General features: G+C 33.5%; 18 protein-coding genes. 4 read left to right on the top strand and 14 right to left on the bottom strand.

Going from position 1 to position 14,833, the window contains the following annotated elements:
* Nucleotides 1-12: 12 nt before the first annotated feature.
* Nucleotides 13-570 (bottom strand): MFS transporter, encoded by a 558-nt coding sequence (locus tag ACFX5F_RS03500; RefSeq protein WP_379849951.1) that lies wholly within the window; start codon nucleotides 568-570, stop codon nucleotides 13-15.
* A gap of 7 nt (nucleotides 571-577) precedes the next feature.
* The gene (locus tag ACFX5F_RS03495; protein WP_379849949.1) at nucleotides 578-1,165 is read right to left on the bottom strand and encodes an MFS transporter; all 588 of its coding nucleotides are present in this window, start codon (nucleotides 1,163-1,165) and stop codon (nucleotides 578-580) included.
* Between the two features lie 236 nt (nucleotides 1,166-1,401).
* Between ACFX5F_RS03495 and bshC the strand changes: the two genes are divergently transcribed.
* The 3 genes from bshC (at nucleotide 1,402) to ACFX5F_RS03480 (ending at nucleotide 4,834) form a co-directional block, all read left to right on the top strand.
* On the top strand, nucleotides 1,402-2,994 hold the full coding sequence (bshC, locus tag ACFX5F_RS03490; RefSeq protein ID WP_379849947.1) for a bacillithiol biosynthesis cysteine-adding enzyme BshC: 1,593 nt from the start codon (nucleotides 1,402-1,404) through the stop codon (nucleotides 2,992-2,994).
* 36 nt (nucleotides 2,995-3,030) lie between these two features.
* Nucleotides 3,031-4,302 carry an acyltransferase family protein gene (locus ACFX5F_RS03485; protein ID WP_379849945.1) on the top strand — a complete coding sequence of 424 codons (1,272 nt, stop codon included), beginning with the start codon at nucleotides 3,031-3,033 and terminating at the stop codon, nucleotides 4,300-4,302.
* 112 nt (nucleotides 4,303-4,414) lie between these two features.
* Nucleotides 4,415-4,834 (top strand): nucleoside-diphosphate kinase, encoded by a 420-nt coding sequence (locus ACFX5F_RS03480; protein ID WP_196850927.1) that lies wholly within the window; start codon nucleotides 4,415-4,417, stop codon nucleotides 4,832-4,834.
* Nucleotides 4,835-4,942: 108 nt separating this feature from the next.
* On the opposite strand, the gene ACFX5F_RS03475 is transcribed toward ACFX5F_RS03480, so the two are convergent.
* The 11 genes from ACFX5F_RS03475 to ACFX5F_RS03425 all read right to left on the bottom strand — a co-directional run bounded on the left by ACFX5F_RS03475 (nucleotide 4,943) and on the right by ACFX5F_RS03425 (nucleotide 11,814).
* A complete protein-coding gene (locus ACFX5F_RS03475) occupies nucleotides 4,943-5,239 on the bottom strand; it encodes a DciA family protein (protein WP_379849943.1) in 297 nt (98 codons plus the stop codon).
* A complete protein-coding gene (locus ACFX5F_RS03470) occupies nucleotides 5,220-5,663 on the bottom strand; it encodes a hypothetical protein (RefSeq protein ID WP_379849941.1) in 444 nt (147 codons plus the stop codon). Before ACFX5F_RS03470 ends, ACFX5F_RS03475 begins: the two co-directional genes overlap by 20 nt.
* A 350-nt stretch (nucleotides 5,664-6,013) precedes the next feature.
* The gene (ftsY, locus tag ACFX5F_RS03465; protein WP_379849939.1) at nucleotides 6,014-6,994 is read right to left on the bottom strand and encodes a signal recognition particle-docking protein FtsY; all 981 of its coding nucleotides are present in this window, start codon (nucleotides 6,992-6,994) and stop codon (nucleotides 6,014-6,016) included.
* A 127-nt stretch (nucleotides 6,995-7,121) separates the two neighbouring features.
* Nucleotides 7,122-7,274 carry a DUF4295 domain-containing protein gene (locus ACFX5F_RS03460; protein WP_073207479.1) on the bottom strand — a complete coding sequence of 51 codons (153 nt, stop codon included), beginning with the start codon at nucleotides 7,272-7,274 and terminating at the stop codon, nucleotides 7,122-7,124.
* Nucleotides 7,275-7,348: 74 nt separating this feature from the next.
* The gene (gene rpmG / locus ACFX5F_RS03455; RefSeq protein ID WP_017495179.1) at nucleotides 7,349-7,531 is read right to left on the bottom strand and encodes a 50S ribosomal protein L33; all 183 of its coding nucleotides are present in this window, start codon (nucleotides 7,529-7,531) and stop codon (nucleotides 7,349-7,351) included.
* A 27-nt stretch (nucleotides 7,532-7,558) separates the two neighbouring features.
* Complete coding sequence (rpmB, locus tag ACFX5F_RS03450; protein ID WP_024980263.1) at nucleotides 7,559-7,795, bottom strand: 50S ribosomal protein L28; 237 nt, start codon at nucleotides 7,793-7,795, stop codon at nucleotides 7,559-7,561.
* A 71-nt stretch (nucleotides 7,796-7,866) separates the two neighbouring features.
* Complete coding sequence (locus ACFX5F_RS03445) at nucleotides 7,867-9,120, bottom strand: CinA family nicotinamide mononucleotide deamidase-related protein (protein ID WP_379849936.1); 1,254 nt, start codon at nucleotides 9,118-9,120, stop codon at nucleotides 7,867-7,869.
* A gap of 46 nt (nucleotides 9,121-9,166) precedes the next feature.
* Nucleotides 9,167-9,865 (bottom strand): hypothetical protein, encoded by a 699-nt coding sequence (locus ACFX5F_RS03440; protein WP_379849934.1) that lies wholly within the window; start codon nucleotides 9,863-9,865, stop codon nucleotides 9,167-9,169.
* 179 nt (nucleotides 9,866-10,044) lie between these two features.
* Nucleotides 10,045-10,389, bottom strand: a complete 345-nt coding sequence (locus ACFX5F_RS03435; RefSeq protein ID WP_379849932.1) for an Hpt domain-containing protein — start codon at nucleotides 10,387-10,389, stop codon at nucleotides 10,045-10,047.
* Nucleotides 10,389-11,000 carry a fumarylacetoacetate hydrolase family protein gene (locus tag ACFX5F_RS03430; protein ID WP_379849930.1) on the bottom strand — a complete coding sequence of 204 codons (612 nt, stop codon included), beginning with the start codon at nucleotides 10,998-11,000 and terminating at the stop codon, nucleotides 10,389-10,391. Before ACFX5F_RS03430 ends, ACFX5F_RS03435 begins: the two co-directional genes overlap by 1 nt.
* A 37-nt stretch (nucleotides 11,001-11,037) precedes the next feature.
* A complete protein-coding gene (locus tag ACFX5F_RS03425) occupies nucleotides 11,038-11,814 on the bottom strand; it encodes an exonuclease domain-containing protein (protein ID WP_379849928.1) in 777 nt (258 codons plus the stop codon).
* A gap of 316 nt (nucleotides 11,815-12,130) precedes the next feature.
* Between ACFX5F_RS03425 and ACFX5F_RS03420 the strand changes: the two genes are divergently transcribed.
* Nucleotides 12,131-13,369 (top strand): porin, encoded by a 1,239-nt coding sequence (locus ACFX5F_RS03420; protein ID WP_379849926.1) that lies wholly within the window; start codon nucleotides 12,131-12,133, stop codon nucleotides 13,367-13,369.
* A gap of 83 nt (nucleotides 13,370-13,452) precedes the next feature.
* On the opposite strand, the gene ACFX5F_RS03415 is transcribed toward ACFX5F_RS03420, so the two are convergent.
* Nucleotides 13,453-14,757 carry a dihydrolipoamide acetyltransferase family protein gene (locus tag ACFX5F_RS03415; protein ID WP_379849924.1) on the bottom strand — a complete coding sequence of 435 codons (1,305 nt, stop codon included), beginning with the start codon at nucleotides 14,755-14,757 and terminating at the stop codon, nucleotides 13,453-13,455.
* Nucleotides 14,758-14,833: the final 76 nt, after the last annotated feature.

The following is a 14,833-nucleotide window of genomic DNA, read 5'->3' as shown; positions in this document are numbered from 1 at the left end:
TTTATAGAAAATTCAAAACTTTTGGTCTTCTTTGCTAATCAGCATCAACGAAAATAAAGAGATAATGGCTGCACTACTCAAATAAAAACCAATATAGGTCAGACTATACTGCGTAGCTAACCAAATTGCTATCATAGGAGCAAAAGCCGCTCCGATGATTCCTGCCATATTAAATGCCAACGAAGTACCCGAATAACGAACATTCGTGCGAAATAATTCCGACAAGAAAGTCCCCAAAGGGCCATATGTAAATCCCATTAAAGCCATTCCAACACATAAAAACAAGGTCACCAATACGTGGCTACCTGAGTTTAAGAAAAAAGAAAATGCAAATCCAAAAATGCCAATAGCTATTGTGGTGTAAATCAGCATTTTTCTTCGCCCGATACTATCTGCAATTAAAGCCGATACAGGAATAAAAAGGGCAAAAAACAATACCGAAAACAATTGCATCAATAGAAAATCTCTTTTGGAATAACCCAAATCCGAAGTTGCCCAACTTAGCGTAAATACCGTCATGAGATAAAACACTAAAAAAGTAGTTATGGCCGCAAATGTCCCAAAAATCAACTGATTTTTATAAAATTTTAATAAAGTAAAAAAAAGGGATTTTCAGTTCTTCCTGTTCTTTTTTAGAATTTTCGAAAGCAGGAGTTTCGGTAATTTTTAATCGAATAAAAAAACCTACTACAACCAATAACGAACTTGCTATAAACGGAATCCTCCAACCATAATCAAGAAAAGCATCCGCACTCATTGTATCTGTCAAAACCAAAAAAGTCCCTCCTGAAAGCAACAAACCTATTGGATCTCTCAATTGGGGGAACATACCATACCAAGCACGTTTATTAGGCCGAGCATTTTCGATTGCCAGTAATACCGCTCCACCCCATTCGCCACCTAAACCAACTCCTTGACCAAAACGGCAAAACATTAATAATAAGGGAGCAGCTCGTCCTATACTGGCATAACTCGGCAAGAAACCAATACTCACCGTTGAAACACCCATGGTCAATAAAGCAATTACTAAGGTAGTCTTGCGACCGATTTTATCTCCATAATGTCCAAAAACTGCCGAACCGAGAGGTCGAGAAAGAAACGCTATCGAAAACGTCGCAAGAGACAGCAAAACCGCACTGGTACTATCTTTTGAAGGAAAAAACAATTACGGAAAAACCAAAACTGCCGCATTTGCATAAATATAAAAATCAAAAAATTCTATAGTTGTACCAATTAAACTGCCAAAAAGAACGTGTTTTAATTAATTTTCTGAAATAGATTTTAAATTATCTTTCATAGTAATGTCAAAATATTTCGATAAAATTGATACTATTTTTCGAAAGTAACAAATATTATAGTTCCAATTATTATTGGTAAATTAGCGACATATAAAACTTTATTATGCCAACCGACTGTATCAGCTATCAAAATTCCGGATATTTCTCTTCTTTGATGAACGATTATTTAGATCAAAAAAACAATTTATATTCTTTATACAATAGATTTCCAAAGCTTGAAAACTTTGAAGATCAAATCCTTGAAAAGCAAAGCAATTTCGACAATAATAACAGACCCGTTTTAGTCTCGGTTTTACAAAAACAATATTTGAATGTTGAAACTTCTGCTTTAACCAAACAAAATATTGAAGATTTAGCACTTCCAAATACATTTACGGTAACCACTGGTCATCAATTAAATTTATTAAGTGGACCTTTGTATTTTTTATACAAGATTATTTCAACAATTAATTTAACCACTGAATTAAAAGCAAAATATCCTTCCTATAGCTTTGTTCCCATTTACTGGATGGCGACCGAAGATCATGATTTTGAAGAGATTAATTATTTCAATTTCAAAGGAAAAAAATTCCGATGGAATACTGAAAGTACAGGTCCTGTTGGGAGATTATCTACTAAAGGTTTAAAAGATTTCTTTGAGGTATTTGCCTTGGAATTAGGTTCCAGTACCAATGCCGAGGCCGTAAAAAAAATGTTTCAGGAATCGTATCTCAATCACGATAATTTAGCTGATGCTACAAGACATTTAGCTAATGTATTATTTGGCGCATACGGTTTGGTTATTTTGGATGCTGATAATTCCGACTTAAAACGAGCTTTTATTCCTTATGCTAAAGAAGAATTGCTGCATCAATCTTCCCATAATTTGGTACTTGAAACTGCCGAAAAGCTAAAAAACTATACGATTCAGGTAAATCCCCGTGAAATCAATTTATTTTACATTGAAGATACGTTGCGCGAACGCATTATTCTTGAAAATGGAAAATACAAAGTAAACCATACTAAAATCGAATTCTCTGAAGGCGAAATTCTAGCGTTATTAGAAAATCATCCTGAAAAATTCAGTCCTAACGTGATTATGCGTCCGTTATATCAGGAAGCGATTTTACCGAATCTTTGCTACATTGGCGGAGGCGGAGAAATTGCATATTGGTTAGAATTAAAATCATTTTTCGCTGCTGCAAAAGTGACTTTCCCAATGCTTTTACTACGAAATTCAGTATTGCTTGCAACCAAAAAACAAGCCAAGAAAGCAGACAAAATAAATTTAAGTTGGAAAGATTTATTTTCAAAACAAGCCGAATTATTAAATTTCAAAACCAAACAACTATCTGAATTTCCAATCGATTTGTCACCGATGAAAGAACAGTTGCAGAAACAATTTGAAGCACTTTATGAAATCGCAAATCATACCGATGAATCGTTTATCGGAGCGGTAAAAGCACAAGAAGTGAAACAAACCAAAGGATTGGAAAATCTGGAGAAACGATTACTAAAAGCACAAAAAAGAAAGCTAAGTGAAGTATTACAACGCATCACGGACTTACAAAACGAGCTGTTCCCAAATGAAAGTTTGCAAGAACGACAGGCCAATTTCTCTGAATTTTATTTAGAAAACGGAGCAGATTTAATTCCAGCGATTGTCAATAAATTAAAACCTTTGGAACAAAATTTCGATATAATTACGTTACCGTAAGTCCAAGTTCTATTAACCAAAACCAACCAAAAACCAATGACCAAAGAACGCTTAATTTCGCTGGATGTATTTAGAGGGTTCACAATTTTGTTGATGACAATTGTAAATAATCCTGGAAGTTGGGATCACATTTATCCGCCGTTAGAACATGCAGAATGGAACGGATGCACCCCAACCGATTTGGTGTTTCCTTTCTTTATTTTTATCATGGCCGTTGCCATATCTTTTGCAATGCCAACTAAACAGTTTGACAGCGCAACTTTCAATAAAACAACAATACGCGCTTTACGGATTTTTTGTTTGGGATTATTTCTTAATTTTTTTGGTAAAATAGAACTTTTTGGACTAGAAGGAATTCCATTATTATTGGGCCGATTAGTTATAACTATTGGAGTAAGTTATCCGCTTTTGGGAAACTTCAGTCTAAAAATCAAAACTTATTTGACACTTTTTGTTTTTGTTATTTTACTGTTTTTAGCATATAGCGGTATCGAAGCGTATCAAGAGGTTAGAATTCCAGGCGTACTTCAACGCATCGGGATTGTCTATTTTTTCGTTTCGCTGTTCTATTTAAAAACTAGTCAAAAAACACAACTTTTAACCGCTATAGCGCTATTACTCCTTTATTGGGGATTAATGGCTTTAGTACCCGTTCCGGGAATTGGAGCGGCAAACTTTCAAAAAGGAACCAACTTGGGCGCTTGGTTCGATAGCGTAGTATTAAAAGGATACATGTGGATTTTTTCAAAAACTTGGGATCCCGAGGGAATATTAAGCACTATTCCAGCAATTGCTTCAGGAATAATCGGGTTACTAATCGGCCAATTGATTAATCGTCCTTTACCAAAGTTAAAAATTGTCAAAAAAATGACAATAATAGGTTTAATACTTACTGTATTGGGACTACTTTGGAACATCATATTCCCTATCAACAAATCACTTTGGACCAGCTCTTATGTTTTATACACTTCCGGATTAGCCATTTTGTGCTTGACTATTTTATTTTACGTTATAGAAGTAATAGAGTATAAAAAATGGACAAAACTATTTCTAATTTGGGGAGTAAACCCAATGGTAGTATTCTTTTTCTCTGGCATAATTCCACAAGGATTGCGAATGATTCAATTTCAAAACCCTCAAATACCAACAGAGCAAATCGATCTGCAAAAATATATTTATACTTTTTGGATTGAACCATTTTTTACTAATCCTTTATTGGCATCGTTGGTTGGAGCTTTAATTTATGTTGGAATTTGGTCTTTTATTTTGTGGTTATTTTACAAAAACAAATTAATTTTTAAAGTATAAAATAATAAAGACAGCATTTTTAAATACATAAAAGAGGCCAAACTGCTGATTTAACAATTTTAATTCAAAAAAAAGTCTATTTTTGCACAAAATTTAAAAAACACAAAATAAAATGGCAACTAATAGAACTTTTACAATGATTAAGCCTGATGGGGTTGAAAACGGACACATCGGAAATATATTAGCAATGATTACAACTGCTGGTTTCAAAATTGTTTCTTTGAAATTAACGCAATTGACTGTTGCTGATGCACAAGCATTTTATGCTGTACACGCTGCAAGACCTTTCTACGGTGAATTAGTTGAATTCATGACTCGTGGTCCTATTGTTGCTGCTATTTTAGAAAAAGATAATGCTGTTGAAGATTTCAGAACTTTAATTGGTGCTACAAACCCAGCTGAAGCTGCTGAAGGAACTATCCGTAAAGCATACGCAACTTCTATTGGAGAAAATGCAGTTCACGGTTCTGACAGCGATGAAAATGCAGCTATCGAAGGTGCTTTCCATTTTGCTGGAAGAGAGCAGTTCTAGTATTCTGTTACAGATAATTAAAAAAATCCCGTTTCAAAATTGAAACGGGATTTTTTTATTTTACAATCACAACTGAATACTGAGCCCTGAATACTGAACACTTCTTCATTATCTCAAAACAACATCCTTAACAACGTCACGACGTAATTCTTCATTAATCATCGCGACTATTTTAGACTTTCCATGACTTAATTCTTCTCTCAAAACCGATGAAGTCAATTCAACATATAAAGTAGATCCTTTCAAAACCACATTTCTGGTATAACTGTTAACTCCGTTCCCCATCAAATTTTTCCATGCATCTTTGACATCAATCTGGTCCATACCGGGTTGAAGTTTGTTTACTTGGATAATTTGTTTCAAAACATCTCCTATCGTACTTTGATTATTTAGTCTTTTTGCCATCGCCCAGTAAGTTTATTGGTCCCGTTTTCTTATAATGATATTCTTTTTTCTCTGGGTTTTTAAGCACCATCTTATCCTCAGAAAGGGAAATTAATTCCTCACTCCATTTTGTAAACGGAGTCGAATAATCTAAAAATGCTTTATCACCTGCAAATCGTATGGTTACATTTTCATAACTATTGTTAACCAAAAAAGTACCATCTAGCTGTGGCATAACTTTCTTTCTGGTTCCGTTGTTATTTTTGCCTATTTGAAAATAATCATAACTTTCATTCATCCCATAATCCTTATCTTTTCCTTGATCAAAGACTACTTTTTCAATTTCCCAATACCCATTAATTTTAGGAACATCGGCAGGAGTTATCTTTTGCTGACAAGCAACAAAAAACAGTGAAATACATAAAATTCTAAATGCGTTTTTCATATTTAATTTGTTTTTTATCCATTTGCCATTGCGAGGAACGAAGCAATCAGGAGCTGTTTTCTATAGTCCACTATATCTTTCCTTCAGCTGATAATGACAACCTAGCTTTATCCGATTTTGATGAAACTTTATGGGAGAAAATTAGCGCTTTATATCAATAAAAATTTATTTATTTTTCATTCTTTTTACCATTCCCAGAACAAAGAAAACTAAACCAACCAGCAATAAAAAATAGTAAAAATTAATACTTTTGCTTCTGACAAGATTGGCCAAAACAAAAGAAGAAATACTGATAAAATAAAAATAAATTGGGTTTGTATTTTTAAAAGAAGAAAAATTCATTGCACTTATTATTTAAAGAAACTATCTACAAATTCGTATTTATTAAAGACTTGTAAATCTTCAATTTTTTCCCCTACACCAATGTATTTCACAGGAATCTGAAATTGATCAGAAATGCCAATTACTACACCACCTTTAGCAGTCCCGTCCAATTTTGTAACAGCTAAACAAGTAACCTCTGTAGCGGCAGTAAATTGCTTCGCCTGTTCGAAAGCATTTTGACCAGTGGAACCGTCAAGAACTAACAAAACATCGTGAGGCGCATCTCCAACTACTTTTTGCATCACTCGCTTTACTTTTGTCAATTCGTTCATCAAATTAATTTTGTTATGCAAACGTCCTGCCGTATCAATAATGACAATATCCGCATTTTGAGCAACCGCTGATTGCAAAGTATCAAAAGCTACCGATGCAGGATCACTTCCCATATCCTGACGAACAATAGGAACACCTACTCTATCTGCCCAAATTTGCAATTGATCTATAGCTGCGGCACGAAAAGTATCTGCAGCACCCAAAACCACTTTGTAGCCTTGTTTTTTAAATTGATATGCCAGCTTTCCGATAGTAGTAGTTTTTCCAACTCCGTTGACACCAACAACCATTAAAACATAAGGCTTGGTTTGAGTTGGAATGACAAATTCCGTTGCCTCACCTGAGTTTGTTTCAGATAATAAACTCGCTATTTCCTCTCTAAGGATTTGATTGAGTTCTTCTATCCCAAGATATTTATCTGAAGCTACACGATTTTCTATTCGAGTAATAATTTTCAATGTGGTATTAACTCCCACATCCGAAGCCACAAGAATTTCTTCCAGATTGTCTAAAACGTCATCATCAACTTTAGTCTTTCCGGCAACCGCTTTGCTCAGTTTTGAAAAGAAAGTTGTTTTTGATTTTTCCAGACCTTTGTCTAATGTTTGCTTCGCCTGTTCGCTAAAGCTCGGGTCTTTTTTCTCTTGGGAAAATATTCTTTTGAAAAAACTCATTGTGTAATAGTATTAAAAATGAAGTATTTAGACTTAAAGAGTCAATACGATTTTCTAACGGTAAATATAGAAAATAAAAAAGCTACTTCCGAATGAAAGTAGCTTTTCTATATAATGTGATTGTTAACTATTTCTTTTTCAAGAATTCATCAACTGCTTCTGGAGCCATAATAGATTCTACGAATGTATATGCTCCTGTTACTGGAGATTTCACCATTTTGATGGCTTTTGATAATCTCTTAGAAGATGTCTGTAACGTTGCTACTGTTTTCTTTGCCATGATTTAAATGTATATGTATTTTAACAAAATCTCCAAATGTCACCATTTGATATTTTTATCAAAATCTCTAATTATTACTTAATTTCTTTGTGAACTGTTACACGTTTCAAGATTGGATTAAATTTCTTAATCTCTAATCTGTCTGGAGTATTTTTTTTGTTCTTTGTTGTGATGTATCTTGAAGTCCCTGCAACACCTGAAGTCTTGTGCTCAGTACATTCTAAAATTACCTGGATTCTATTACCTTTCTTTGCCATCTTGCTATTTTTTTATTTTGGAATGGATTATTTAATAAATCCTTCTGACTGTGCTTTTTTCAAAACCGCAGCAATTCCATTTTTGTTAATTGTTTTTATCGTAGATGCTGCTACTCTAAGAGTAATCCATCTATCTTCTTCTGGAAGATAAAAACGCTTTTTAACTAAGTTTACAGAAAATTTTCTCTTAGTTTTATTCATAGCGTGAGAAACGTTATTTCCTACCATCGCTCTTTTACCTGTAAGGTCACAAACTCTTGACATTATCTTATCTTTTATCGTTATTCAAATCGAGGGTGCAAAGAAAAGAAAAATAAACCTATTATGCAAAATAATTAAAGTACATTTTTCAAAATTTCTTTCTGTAATATTTCTAAACTCTTGATTACTGTTCTATCTATCACTTTTTCACGTGGTTGTCCAAAATTAAATTCTTCAACAATTATATCATTTGGCGTAGCCAATGCTATAAAAACAGTTCCAATTTCAGCTTTTGAGTCCCCTTTTGACGGTCCAGCGTTTCCGGTTGTAGCAATTGCGTAATCCGTTTTCATCATTTTTTTAACACTCAAAGCCATAGCCGAAACTACTTCTCTACTCACCACAGAATACTCTTCAATGAGGCTTTCCGGTATACCAAGCACATTGATTTTAGTTTCCGTAGCATAGGAAACTACACTGCCTTTAAAATAATGGGAAGATCCAGGAACAGAAGTTAAAACCTCAGCTATCTTACCTCCGGTGCAACTTTCAGCGGTTGAAAGTGTTTTGTTTTGTTCTGCAAGCATTTTTCCAACTACGACTTCCAAGGTTTCATCATCATCAAAACCAACGATAATATCGTGAATTATTGCATCAAGCGATTTTACATTTTCGGCAATGGAAGCCTCTAATTTTTCCTTATCAGTACCTCGGGCAGAAAGCCTCAAACGAACCCTTCCCGGAGCAGGCAAATAAGCTAATTTTAGAAATTCTGGAAGACTATTTTCCCAGTCTTCAATGCGTTCAGCAACTAGGCTTTCGCCCTGACCGTAAGTAAGAATTGTTTTATGAATAATATAAGGTCTTTTGTATTCCCGAACTACTTTTGGAATGATTCCATTCTCCACTAAATATTTCATTTCATAGGGCACACCGGGAAGCGAAATGAAAACAGTATTTTCTTTTTTCATCCACATTCCAGGTGCTGTTCCCACCTGATTATGAAGCACCGTACATTTAGAAGGAACAAGAGCCTGATCTTTATTGATTTGCGAAGCTTTTCTATTCATCACACGCTCAATTAACTCGACAACATGTTTTTCGACTTCTTCATCAACAATCAATTCATCATCAAAATAGTCACAGAATGTTTTCTTGGTAATATCATCTTTTGTAGGCCCTAAACCACCAGTTATAATAACTAAATCCACCGTATTTTGAAGCTTTGCAAAAGTATCCAAAATATGCTTTTTATCATCACTTATAGAAATCATTTCGTTGATTTCAACACCAATTCTATCTAATGATTTGGCGATAAAAGCAGAATTCGTATCAACAATTTGTCCTATTAAAATTTCATCACCAATGGTAACTATAGTTGCTTTCATTTATTTAATTTGGCGTTTAAAATTTGGTGTTTCCTATTAAAATCTATTATTTATATTTACTGATTTTAGGATTTGTATAATCACATTCTATTGGGACTTCTAAATATTTTTTGGTTTTTACAAATTGCGATAGTTTATATATAAACTCGTAATGCTTTTCATCATGGCTTAATGAGAAAATTTCTTTTGCAATCCCATTTGGTCTGTTTTTACTTGTTACACTAACATCGAATATACTTGAAAACATCATTAAAGGCAGATGGAATTCTGTACTATTTTCTACAACATAATGTGAAATTCCACGATTATATCTTTTCGATTCTGAATTTTTATGATACTTCATCACATAATTTTTATAAGAAACACCATCAATTAGCGTATCCTCTTTATTCATAAAGTCAAATCTACCCATATCATACTTATGTTTTTCTTTTTGATAGTGAATACTTTCACATGCTAATGATATGGTTTCTGCTTTAAAAAACTGACTTTTATCAATTATTGAAATACTACGAATACCTTTTTCATCTTTAAAATCCATTTTGAAATTTAAATTATCTTCTTCATAGACATACACACTGTAACTATCATCTTCAGAATTGGTTAAAAGATATCGTTTCTCTATTTTTGAAGTTTCATTTTTCTGGAAATTATATTCAATAATATAATCAAAAGAATATTTTTTTTGAGAGTAGCTATTTATAGAAGATATCAAAAAAAGAAGTAGTATTAATTTGTATTTCATATTTGTCTTTTGATTCAAAAAACGCTTGCAAATATAGTAATGTAAATATCCTTAATAGCTAAAAAGATACTATTTATTTGTAGTTTGCGTGAGGGATAAAAGTAAAAATCCTCTCTCGTTTTTTAACGAGAGAGATTGTAACGGATAGCCCGACCCGCTTTTCGGGTCACGCCCAAATTTCACAAATCAAAGTCTTTTTTGATTTCTTTGATAGCGTCATTAACCTGATTCTTTACGCTTTTAAAAGTCTCTTTTATTTCTTTCTTTTTTCCTTCCGCTTTTGTCCAAGCTTCAATTTGAAGAATTTCCTCAAAAGCGACATTCAGTCCCAATAAATCGAGGGTTGGTTTAATTTTGTGAGCATAAGCATAAGCATGTTTATGATCTTTCTTTTTTATTCCTTCTTTGATTTGCTTTAAATCTTCAGGAACTTCGGTAACGAACAAATTCAGAATTTCATTTACAAATTCTGGGTCGTTATCTGAAAGTGCGTACACTTTGGAAAGGTTGTATTTTAAAGCCATTATTTTACTTGTATTCTAAAGAGTTGTTGTCCTTCTAAAAATCCTTCTAAAACATCGTCTGGTTTTACAGCAGCAACTCCTTCTGGGGTTCCAGTGAAAATAATATCGCCAATTTTAAGCGTAAAAAACTGAGAAACATAAGAAATTAGCTCATCAATTTTCCACAACATATGACTCGAATTACTTTTTTGCACCGTTTCATTATTGTTCTTCAATTCAAATGTAAGTTTTTCTAACGAATTAAATTGTTTTTTTGGTATAAATTCTCCTATAACTGCTGAACCATCAAATGCTTTTGCTTTTTCCCACGGCAACCCTTTTGATTTTAATTTATCTTGTAAATCCCGAGCTGTAAAATCTATTCCTACACTAATTTCATCATAATATTTATGAGCAAACTTAGGTTCAATATACTTGCCAACTTTATTAATTTTTACAATAATTTCAATCTCGTGGTGAACATCTTCCGAAAATTCAGGAATTACAAACGGATGTTGCTTCAACAAAATAGCAGAATCCGGCTTCATAAAAACAACCGGTTCTGTTGGTCTTTCGTTTTGTAATTCTTCTATATGATTGGTATAATTTCTACCGATGCAGATTATTTTCATTTCTTATTAATTATTCAATGATTGAAAGATTCAAAAATTAATTTAATTTATTATTGAGTTTTCGAAGTTTGATTGCCGTTAAAACTTTTTTGGTATACAAAGGAAAATCGGCATTTTGAATCCAACTAAAATAACCTGGTTCTGTTTCTAAAACCTTATCCACTTTTACTCCTTTGTGTTTTCCAAATGAAAAAATCTCTTCATTATCTTTATCAAAAGCAATCATTCCTGCAAAATCAGCAATCTTTTTTCTAGTTGAAAATTCCGAAAGCAATTTCATGTCATTTTCTAATTCCGGATAACGATCTAACTGTGCTTTAAGGATTTCATAAGTAGCCATCGTATCCGCTTCTGCAGAATGTGCATTTTCCAGTCCCTTACCACAATAGAATTTCAAAGCTGCAGATAAGGTACGTTCTTCCATTTTGTGAAAAATCGTTTGAACATCTACTGAAACTTTTCCTTTCATATCAAAATCTACTCCGGCACGCAATAATTCTTCCGCCAATAACGGAATATCAAAACGATCTGAATTAAATCCAGCCAAATCACTGTCTTTAATCATTGCGTAGACCTGTGAAGCCAACTCATTAAATGTTGGCTCATTTGCCACTTTTTCATCAGTAATCCCGTGAACGGCGGTAGTTTGTGCAGGGATTGGAATAGTGGGATTCACTAACCAAGTTTTACTTTCCTTATTTCCGTTAGGAAAAACTTTGAATATTGATATTTCTACAATCCTGTCTTTTCCGATATCAATTCCTGTGGTTTCCAGATCGAAAAAGCAAATTGGCTTACTTAACTTTAATTCCATGTCTTTATTTTGTATTAGTACAAATATAAGAGTTTGGAATGAATATCAAATTGGCAGAAGCTATTTCGTTATTAGAATCTTTCTTGTATTCCTAAAAAAAAAATAAATAAATTTTCAACTATAATGCCAACAGCAACTTACAATTATTTTATGACACTCTTTCAAATAAAAAACAAACTTAGATTTTATGTGAATTAACAAAATGCTCAAAATATAACACTATCCAAAAAATTACAATTAAGCAATGATAACATTCCCTTAATATACACTGAAAATAATAACGATACTTTTGCAAAAAAATAACTTTTACTTAAAAATGAAGAAATCAATAACTGCCATTATTGCTTGTATAATTACAACTTATTCCGCAAAATCTCAAAATTTGGATTCAAAAATCGACAGTATTTCTAAAAAAGAAGAGAAAAAAGAAATTCTCGGTATTCAAAAAAAATGGTTCGAAAATATTAGTTTAAGAGGTTACATGCAAGTGCGATATAATGGATTATTAGAAACGAATCCAGATTTAGGTTGTGAGCAATGTGACAGATCATGGGGAGGAGACAACAATGGATTCTCCTTACGACGCGGCCGTATTGTTATTTCTGGCGATATAAACGAACACATCTATATTTACATACAACCGGATTTTGCATCATCAGCTTCTACAACAAATAATATTCTACAAATTAGAGATGCTTATTTTGATGTGTCTCTCGATTCAAAAAAAGAATACCGAATCAGAATAGGACAAAGTAAAGTACCTTATGGCTTTGAAAATTTACAATCAAGTCAAAATCGACTGACTTTGGATCGTAACGACGCTTTAAACAGTGCTGTATCTAACGAGCGAGATTTGGGAGTAACATTTTATTGGGCTCCAGCCGAAAAAAGAGCTTTATTCTCAAAATTAGTAAAAGATGGACTAAAAGGTTCCGGAGATTATGGTGTTTTTGGATTAGGAATCTATAATGGACAAACTGCTAATAGACCTGAAGCCAATAAAAACAAACATATAGTCGCCAGAGTATCTTATCCATTTGAACTGAACCGAAACCAAGTTCTTGAATTAGGCTTACAAGGATATACTGGAAAATATGTAGTCAATTCCATATCAAGCAAAGTAATCACAAAAACTGATGCAGAATATTTAGATCAGCGTGTAGCAGCTAGTGTTGTACTGTATCCAAAACCATTTGGTTTTCAGGCAGAATATAATATTGGTAACGGTCCAGAATTTAATACAAGCAATAACACCATCGAACAAAAGAAATTATATGGAGGTTATGCACAGGTTTTTTACAAAATTGACATGAAAAAACAGACTCTTTTACCTTTTGTAAAATACCAAATGTATCGCGGTGGTAAAAAACATGAATTAGATGCCAGAAGCTATTCTGTAAATGATTTAGAGATCGGTTTTGAATGGCAATTCTTTAAAAACCTGGAACTCGTAGCCGATTATACGGTCGCCAACAGAAGATATGAGGATGCCATAAAACTGGACAATCACCAAAAAGGCAACTTACTTAGATTACAACTACAAATGAGCTTCTAAAAAAGCTTTACACCTGCTTATTCTAAATAAAAAAGTCCGACTGAATAAATTCAGTCGGACTTTTTTTCATTCTATATTTTCGTTTAAAAATCTCTATTTACATCAAAAGCTTCTAAGTATTCAGCGACTCTTTTTACAAAACTTCCTCCTAATGCACCATCTACAACTCTATGGTCGTAACTGTGCGACAAGAACATTTTTTGACGAATACCGATGAAATCACCTTCTGGAGTTTCGATTACGGCAGGCATTTTTCGGATTGCGCCAAGAGCTAAAATCCCTACTTGCGGCTGATTCAAAATTGGTGTGCCAAAAACACTTCCAAAAGTTCCCACATTAGTAACAGTATACGTTCCGCCTTGCGTATCATCTGGTTTTAGTTTTCCCGCTTTAGCACGACCTCCTAAGTCATTTACTGCTTTTGCCATTCCAACTAAGTTCAATTGATCCGCATTTTTAATAACTGGAACAATCAAGTTTCCGTTTGGTAACGAAGCTGCCATTCCAAGGTTAATATTTTTCTTTTTGATGATAAAATCTCCATCAACAGAAATATTCATTCCCGGATAATCTTTTATAGCTTTTGCAACTGCTTCCATAAAAATTGGCGTGTACGTCAACTTTTCTCCTTCTCTTTTTTCGAAAGCAACTTTATTTTTCTCTCTCCATTTCACAATATTCGTCACATCAACTTCAATGAAAGATTGTACGTGAGCCGAAGTTTGAACTGAAGCGACCATGTAACCCGCAATCAGCTTACGCATTCTGTCCATTTCAACAATTTCATCACCACCGCTTACAGAAACGGGAGCCGCTTTTTGAGCGACAGGAGCTGAAACTGTTTTTTGAACTTCAGCCACAGGAGCTGTAACAGCTACCGGTTGGCTTGTTCTATTTTTAACATGCTCTAAAATATCATTTTTAGTAACTCTTCCTTCTTTTCCAGTTCCTGAAATCGTGTCTAATTCGGCAACAGAAACGCCTTCTTCTTTGGCAATATTTTTTACCAATGGCGATAAGAATTTTTCAGATTCAGAGAAATTTACTGGAGCTGCAACACTTTCTTTGGCTGCATCAACCGTTTTGGTTACTTCAGCAACAGCCTCTGGGGTAGCCGCTTCTTTAACAACAGGTACAAGTTCTCCACCTTCAGTTTCAATAATAGCAATTGTTTGCCCTACCTGAACTAAATCATCTTTACCAAATAGTTGTTCTACCAAAATACCCGAAACTTCGCTAGGCACCTCACTATCAACTTTATCAGTTGCTATTTCGAGTACCGCTTCATCTGCTTCAATTTTGTCTCCAACTTCTTTCAACCAATTTGTAATGGTTGCTTCTGCGACACTTTCTCCCATTTTAGGAAGTTTTAATTCAAATCTTGCCATATTGTTAACCTAAAAGGTGTTTTTTGTTTTCAGTTTGCGAAATTACTAAATATTTTAAATATAAATTACATTTAAT

It is taken from the genome of Flavobacterium zhoui (assembly GCF_042787235.1).
GTDB lineage: Bacteria > Bacteroidota > Bacteroidia > Flavobacteriales > Flavobacteriaceae > Flavobacterium > Flavobacterium zhoui.
The sequence above is the reverse complement of the archived record's forward strand: the minus strand, read 5'-3'. Positions and strand labels throughout refer to the sequence as shown.

Coding starts and splice junctions, on each gene's coding strand:
- bshC (WP_379849947.1), top strand. CDS start 1,402: ATGCCAACCGACTGTATCAGCTATCAAAATTCCGGATATTTCTCTTCT.
- ACFX5F_RS03485 (WP_379849945.1), top strand. CDS start 3,031: ATGACCAAAGAACGCTTAATTTCGCTGGATGTATTTAGAGGGTTCACA.
- ACFX5F_RS03480 (WP_196850927.1), top strand. CDS start 4,415: ATGGCAACTAATAGAACTTTTACAATGATTAAGCCTGATGGGGTTGAA.
- ACFX5F_RS03475 (WP_379849943.1), bottom strand. CDS start 5,239: ATGGCAAAAAGACTAAATAATCAAAGTACGATAGGAGATGTTTTGAAA.
- ACFX5F_RS03470 (WP_379849941.1), bottom strand. CDS start 5,663: ATGAAAAACGCATTTAGAATTTTATGTATTTCACTGTTTTTTGTTGCT.
- ftsY (WP_379849939.1), bottom strand. CDS start 6,994: ATGAGTTTTTTCAAAAGAATATTTTCCCAAGAGAAAAAAGACCCGAGC.
- ACFX5F_RS03460 (WP_073207479.1), bottom strand. CDS start 7,274: ATGGCAAAGAAAACAGTAGCAACGTTACAGACATCTTCTAAGAGATTA.
- rpmG (WP_017495179.1), bottom strand. CDS start 7,531: ATGGCAAAGAAAGGTAATAGAATCCAGGTAATTTTAGAATGTACTGAG.
- rpmB (WP_024980263.1), bottom strand. CDS start 7,795: ATGTCAAGAGTTTGTGACCTTACAGGTAAAAGAGCGATGGTAGGAAAT.
- ACFX5F_RS03445 (WP_379849936.1), bottom strand. CDS start 9,120: ATGAAAGCAACTATAGTTACCATTGGTGATGAAATTTTAATAGGACAA.
- ACFX5F_RS03440 (WP_379849934.1), bottom strand. CDS start 9,865: ATGAAATACAAATTAATACTACTTCTTTTTTTGATATCTTCTATAAAT.
- ACFX5F_RS03435 (WP_379849932.1), bottom strand. CDS start 10,389: ATGGCTTTAAAATACAACCTTTCCAAAGTGTACGCACTTTCAGATAAC.
- ACFX5F_RS03430 (WP_379849930.1), bottom strand. CDS start 11,000: ATGAAAATAATCTGCATCGGTAGAAATTATACCAATCATATAGAAGAA.
- ACFX5F_RS03425 (WP_379849928.1), bottom strand. CDS start 11,814: ATGGAATTAAAGTTAAGTAAGCCAATTTGCTTTTTCGATCTGGAAACC.
- ACFX5F_RS03420 (WP_379849926.1), top strand. CDS start 12,131: ATGAAGAAATCAATAACTGCCATTATTGCTTGTATAATTACAACTTAT.
- ACFX5F_RS03415 (WP_379849924.1), bottom strand. CDS start 14,757: ATGGCAAGATTTGAATTAAAACTTCCTAAAATGGGAGAAAGTGTCGCA.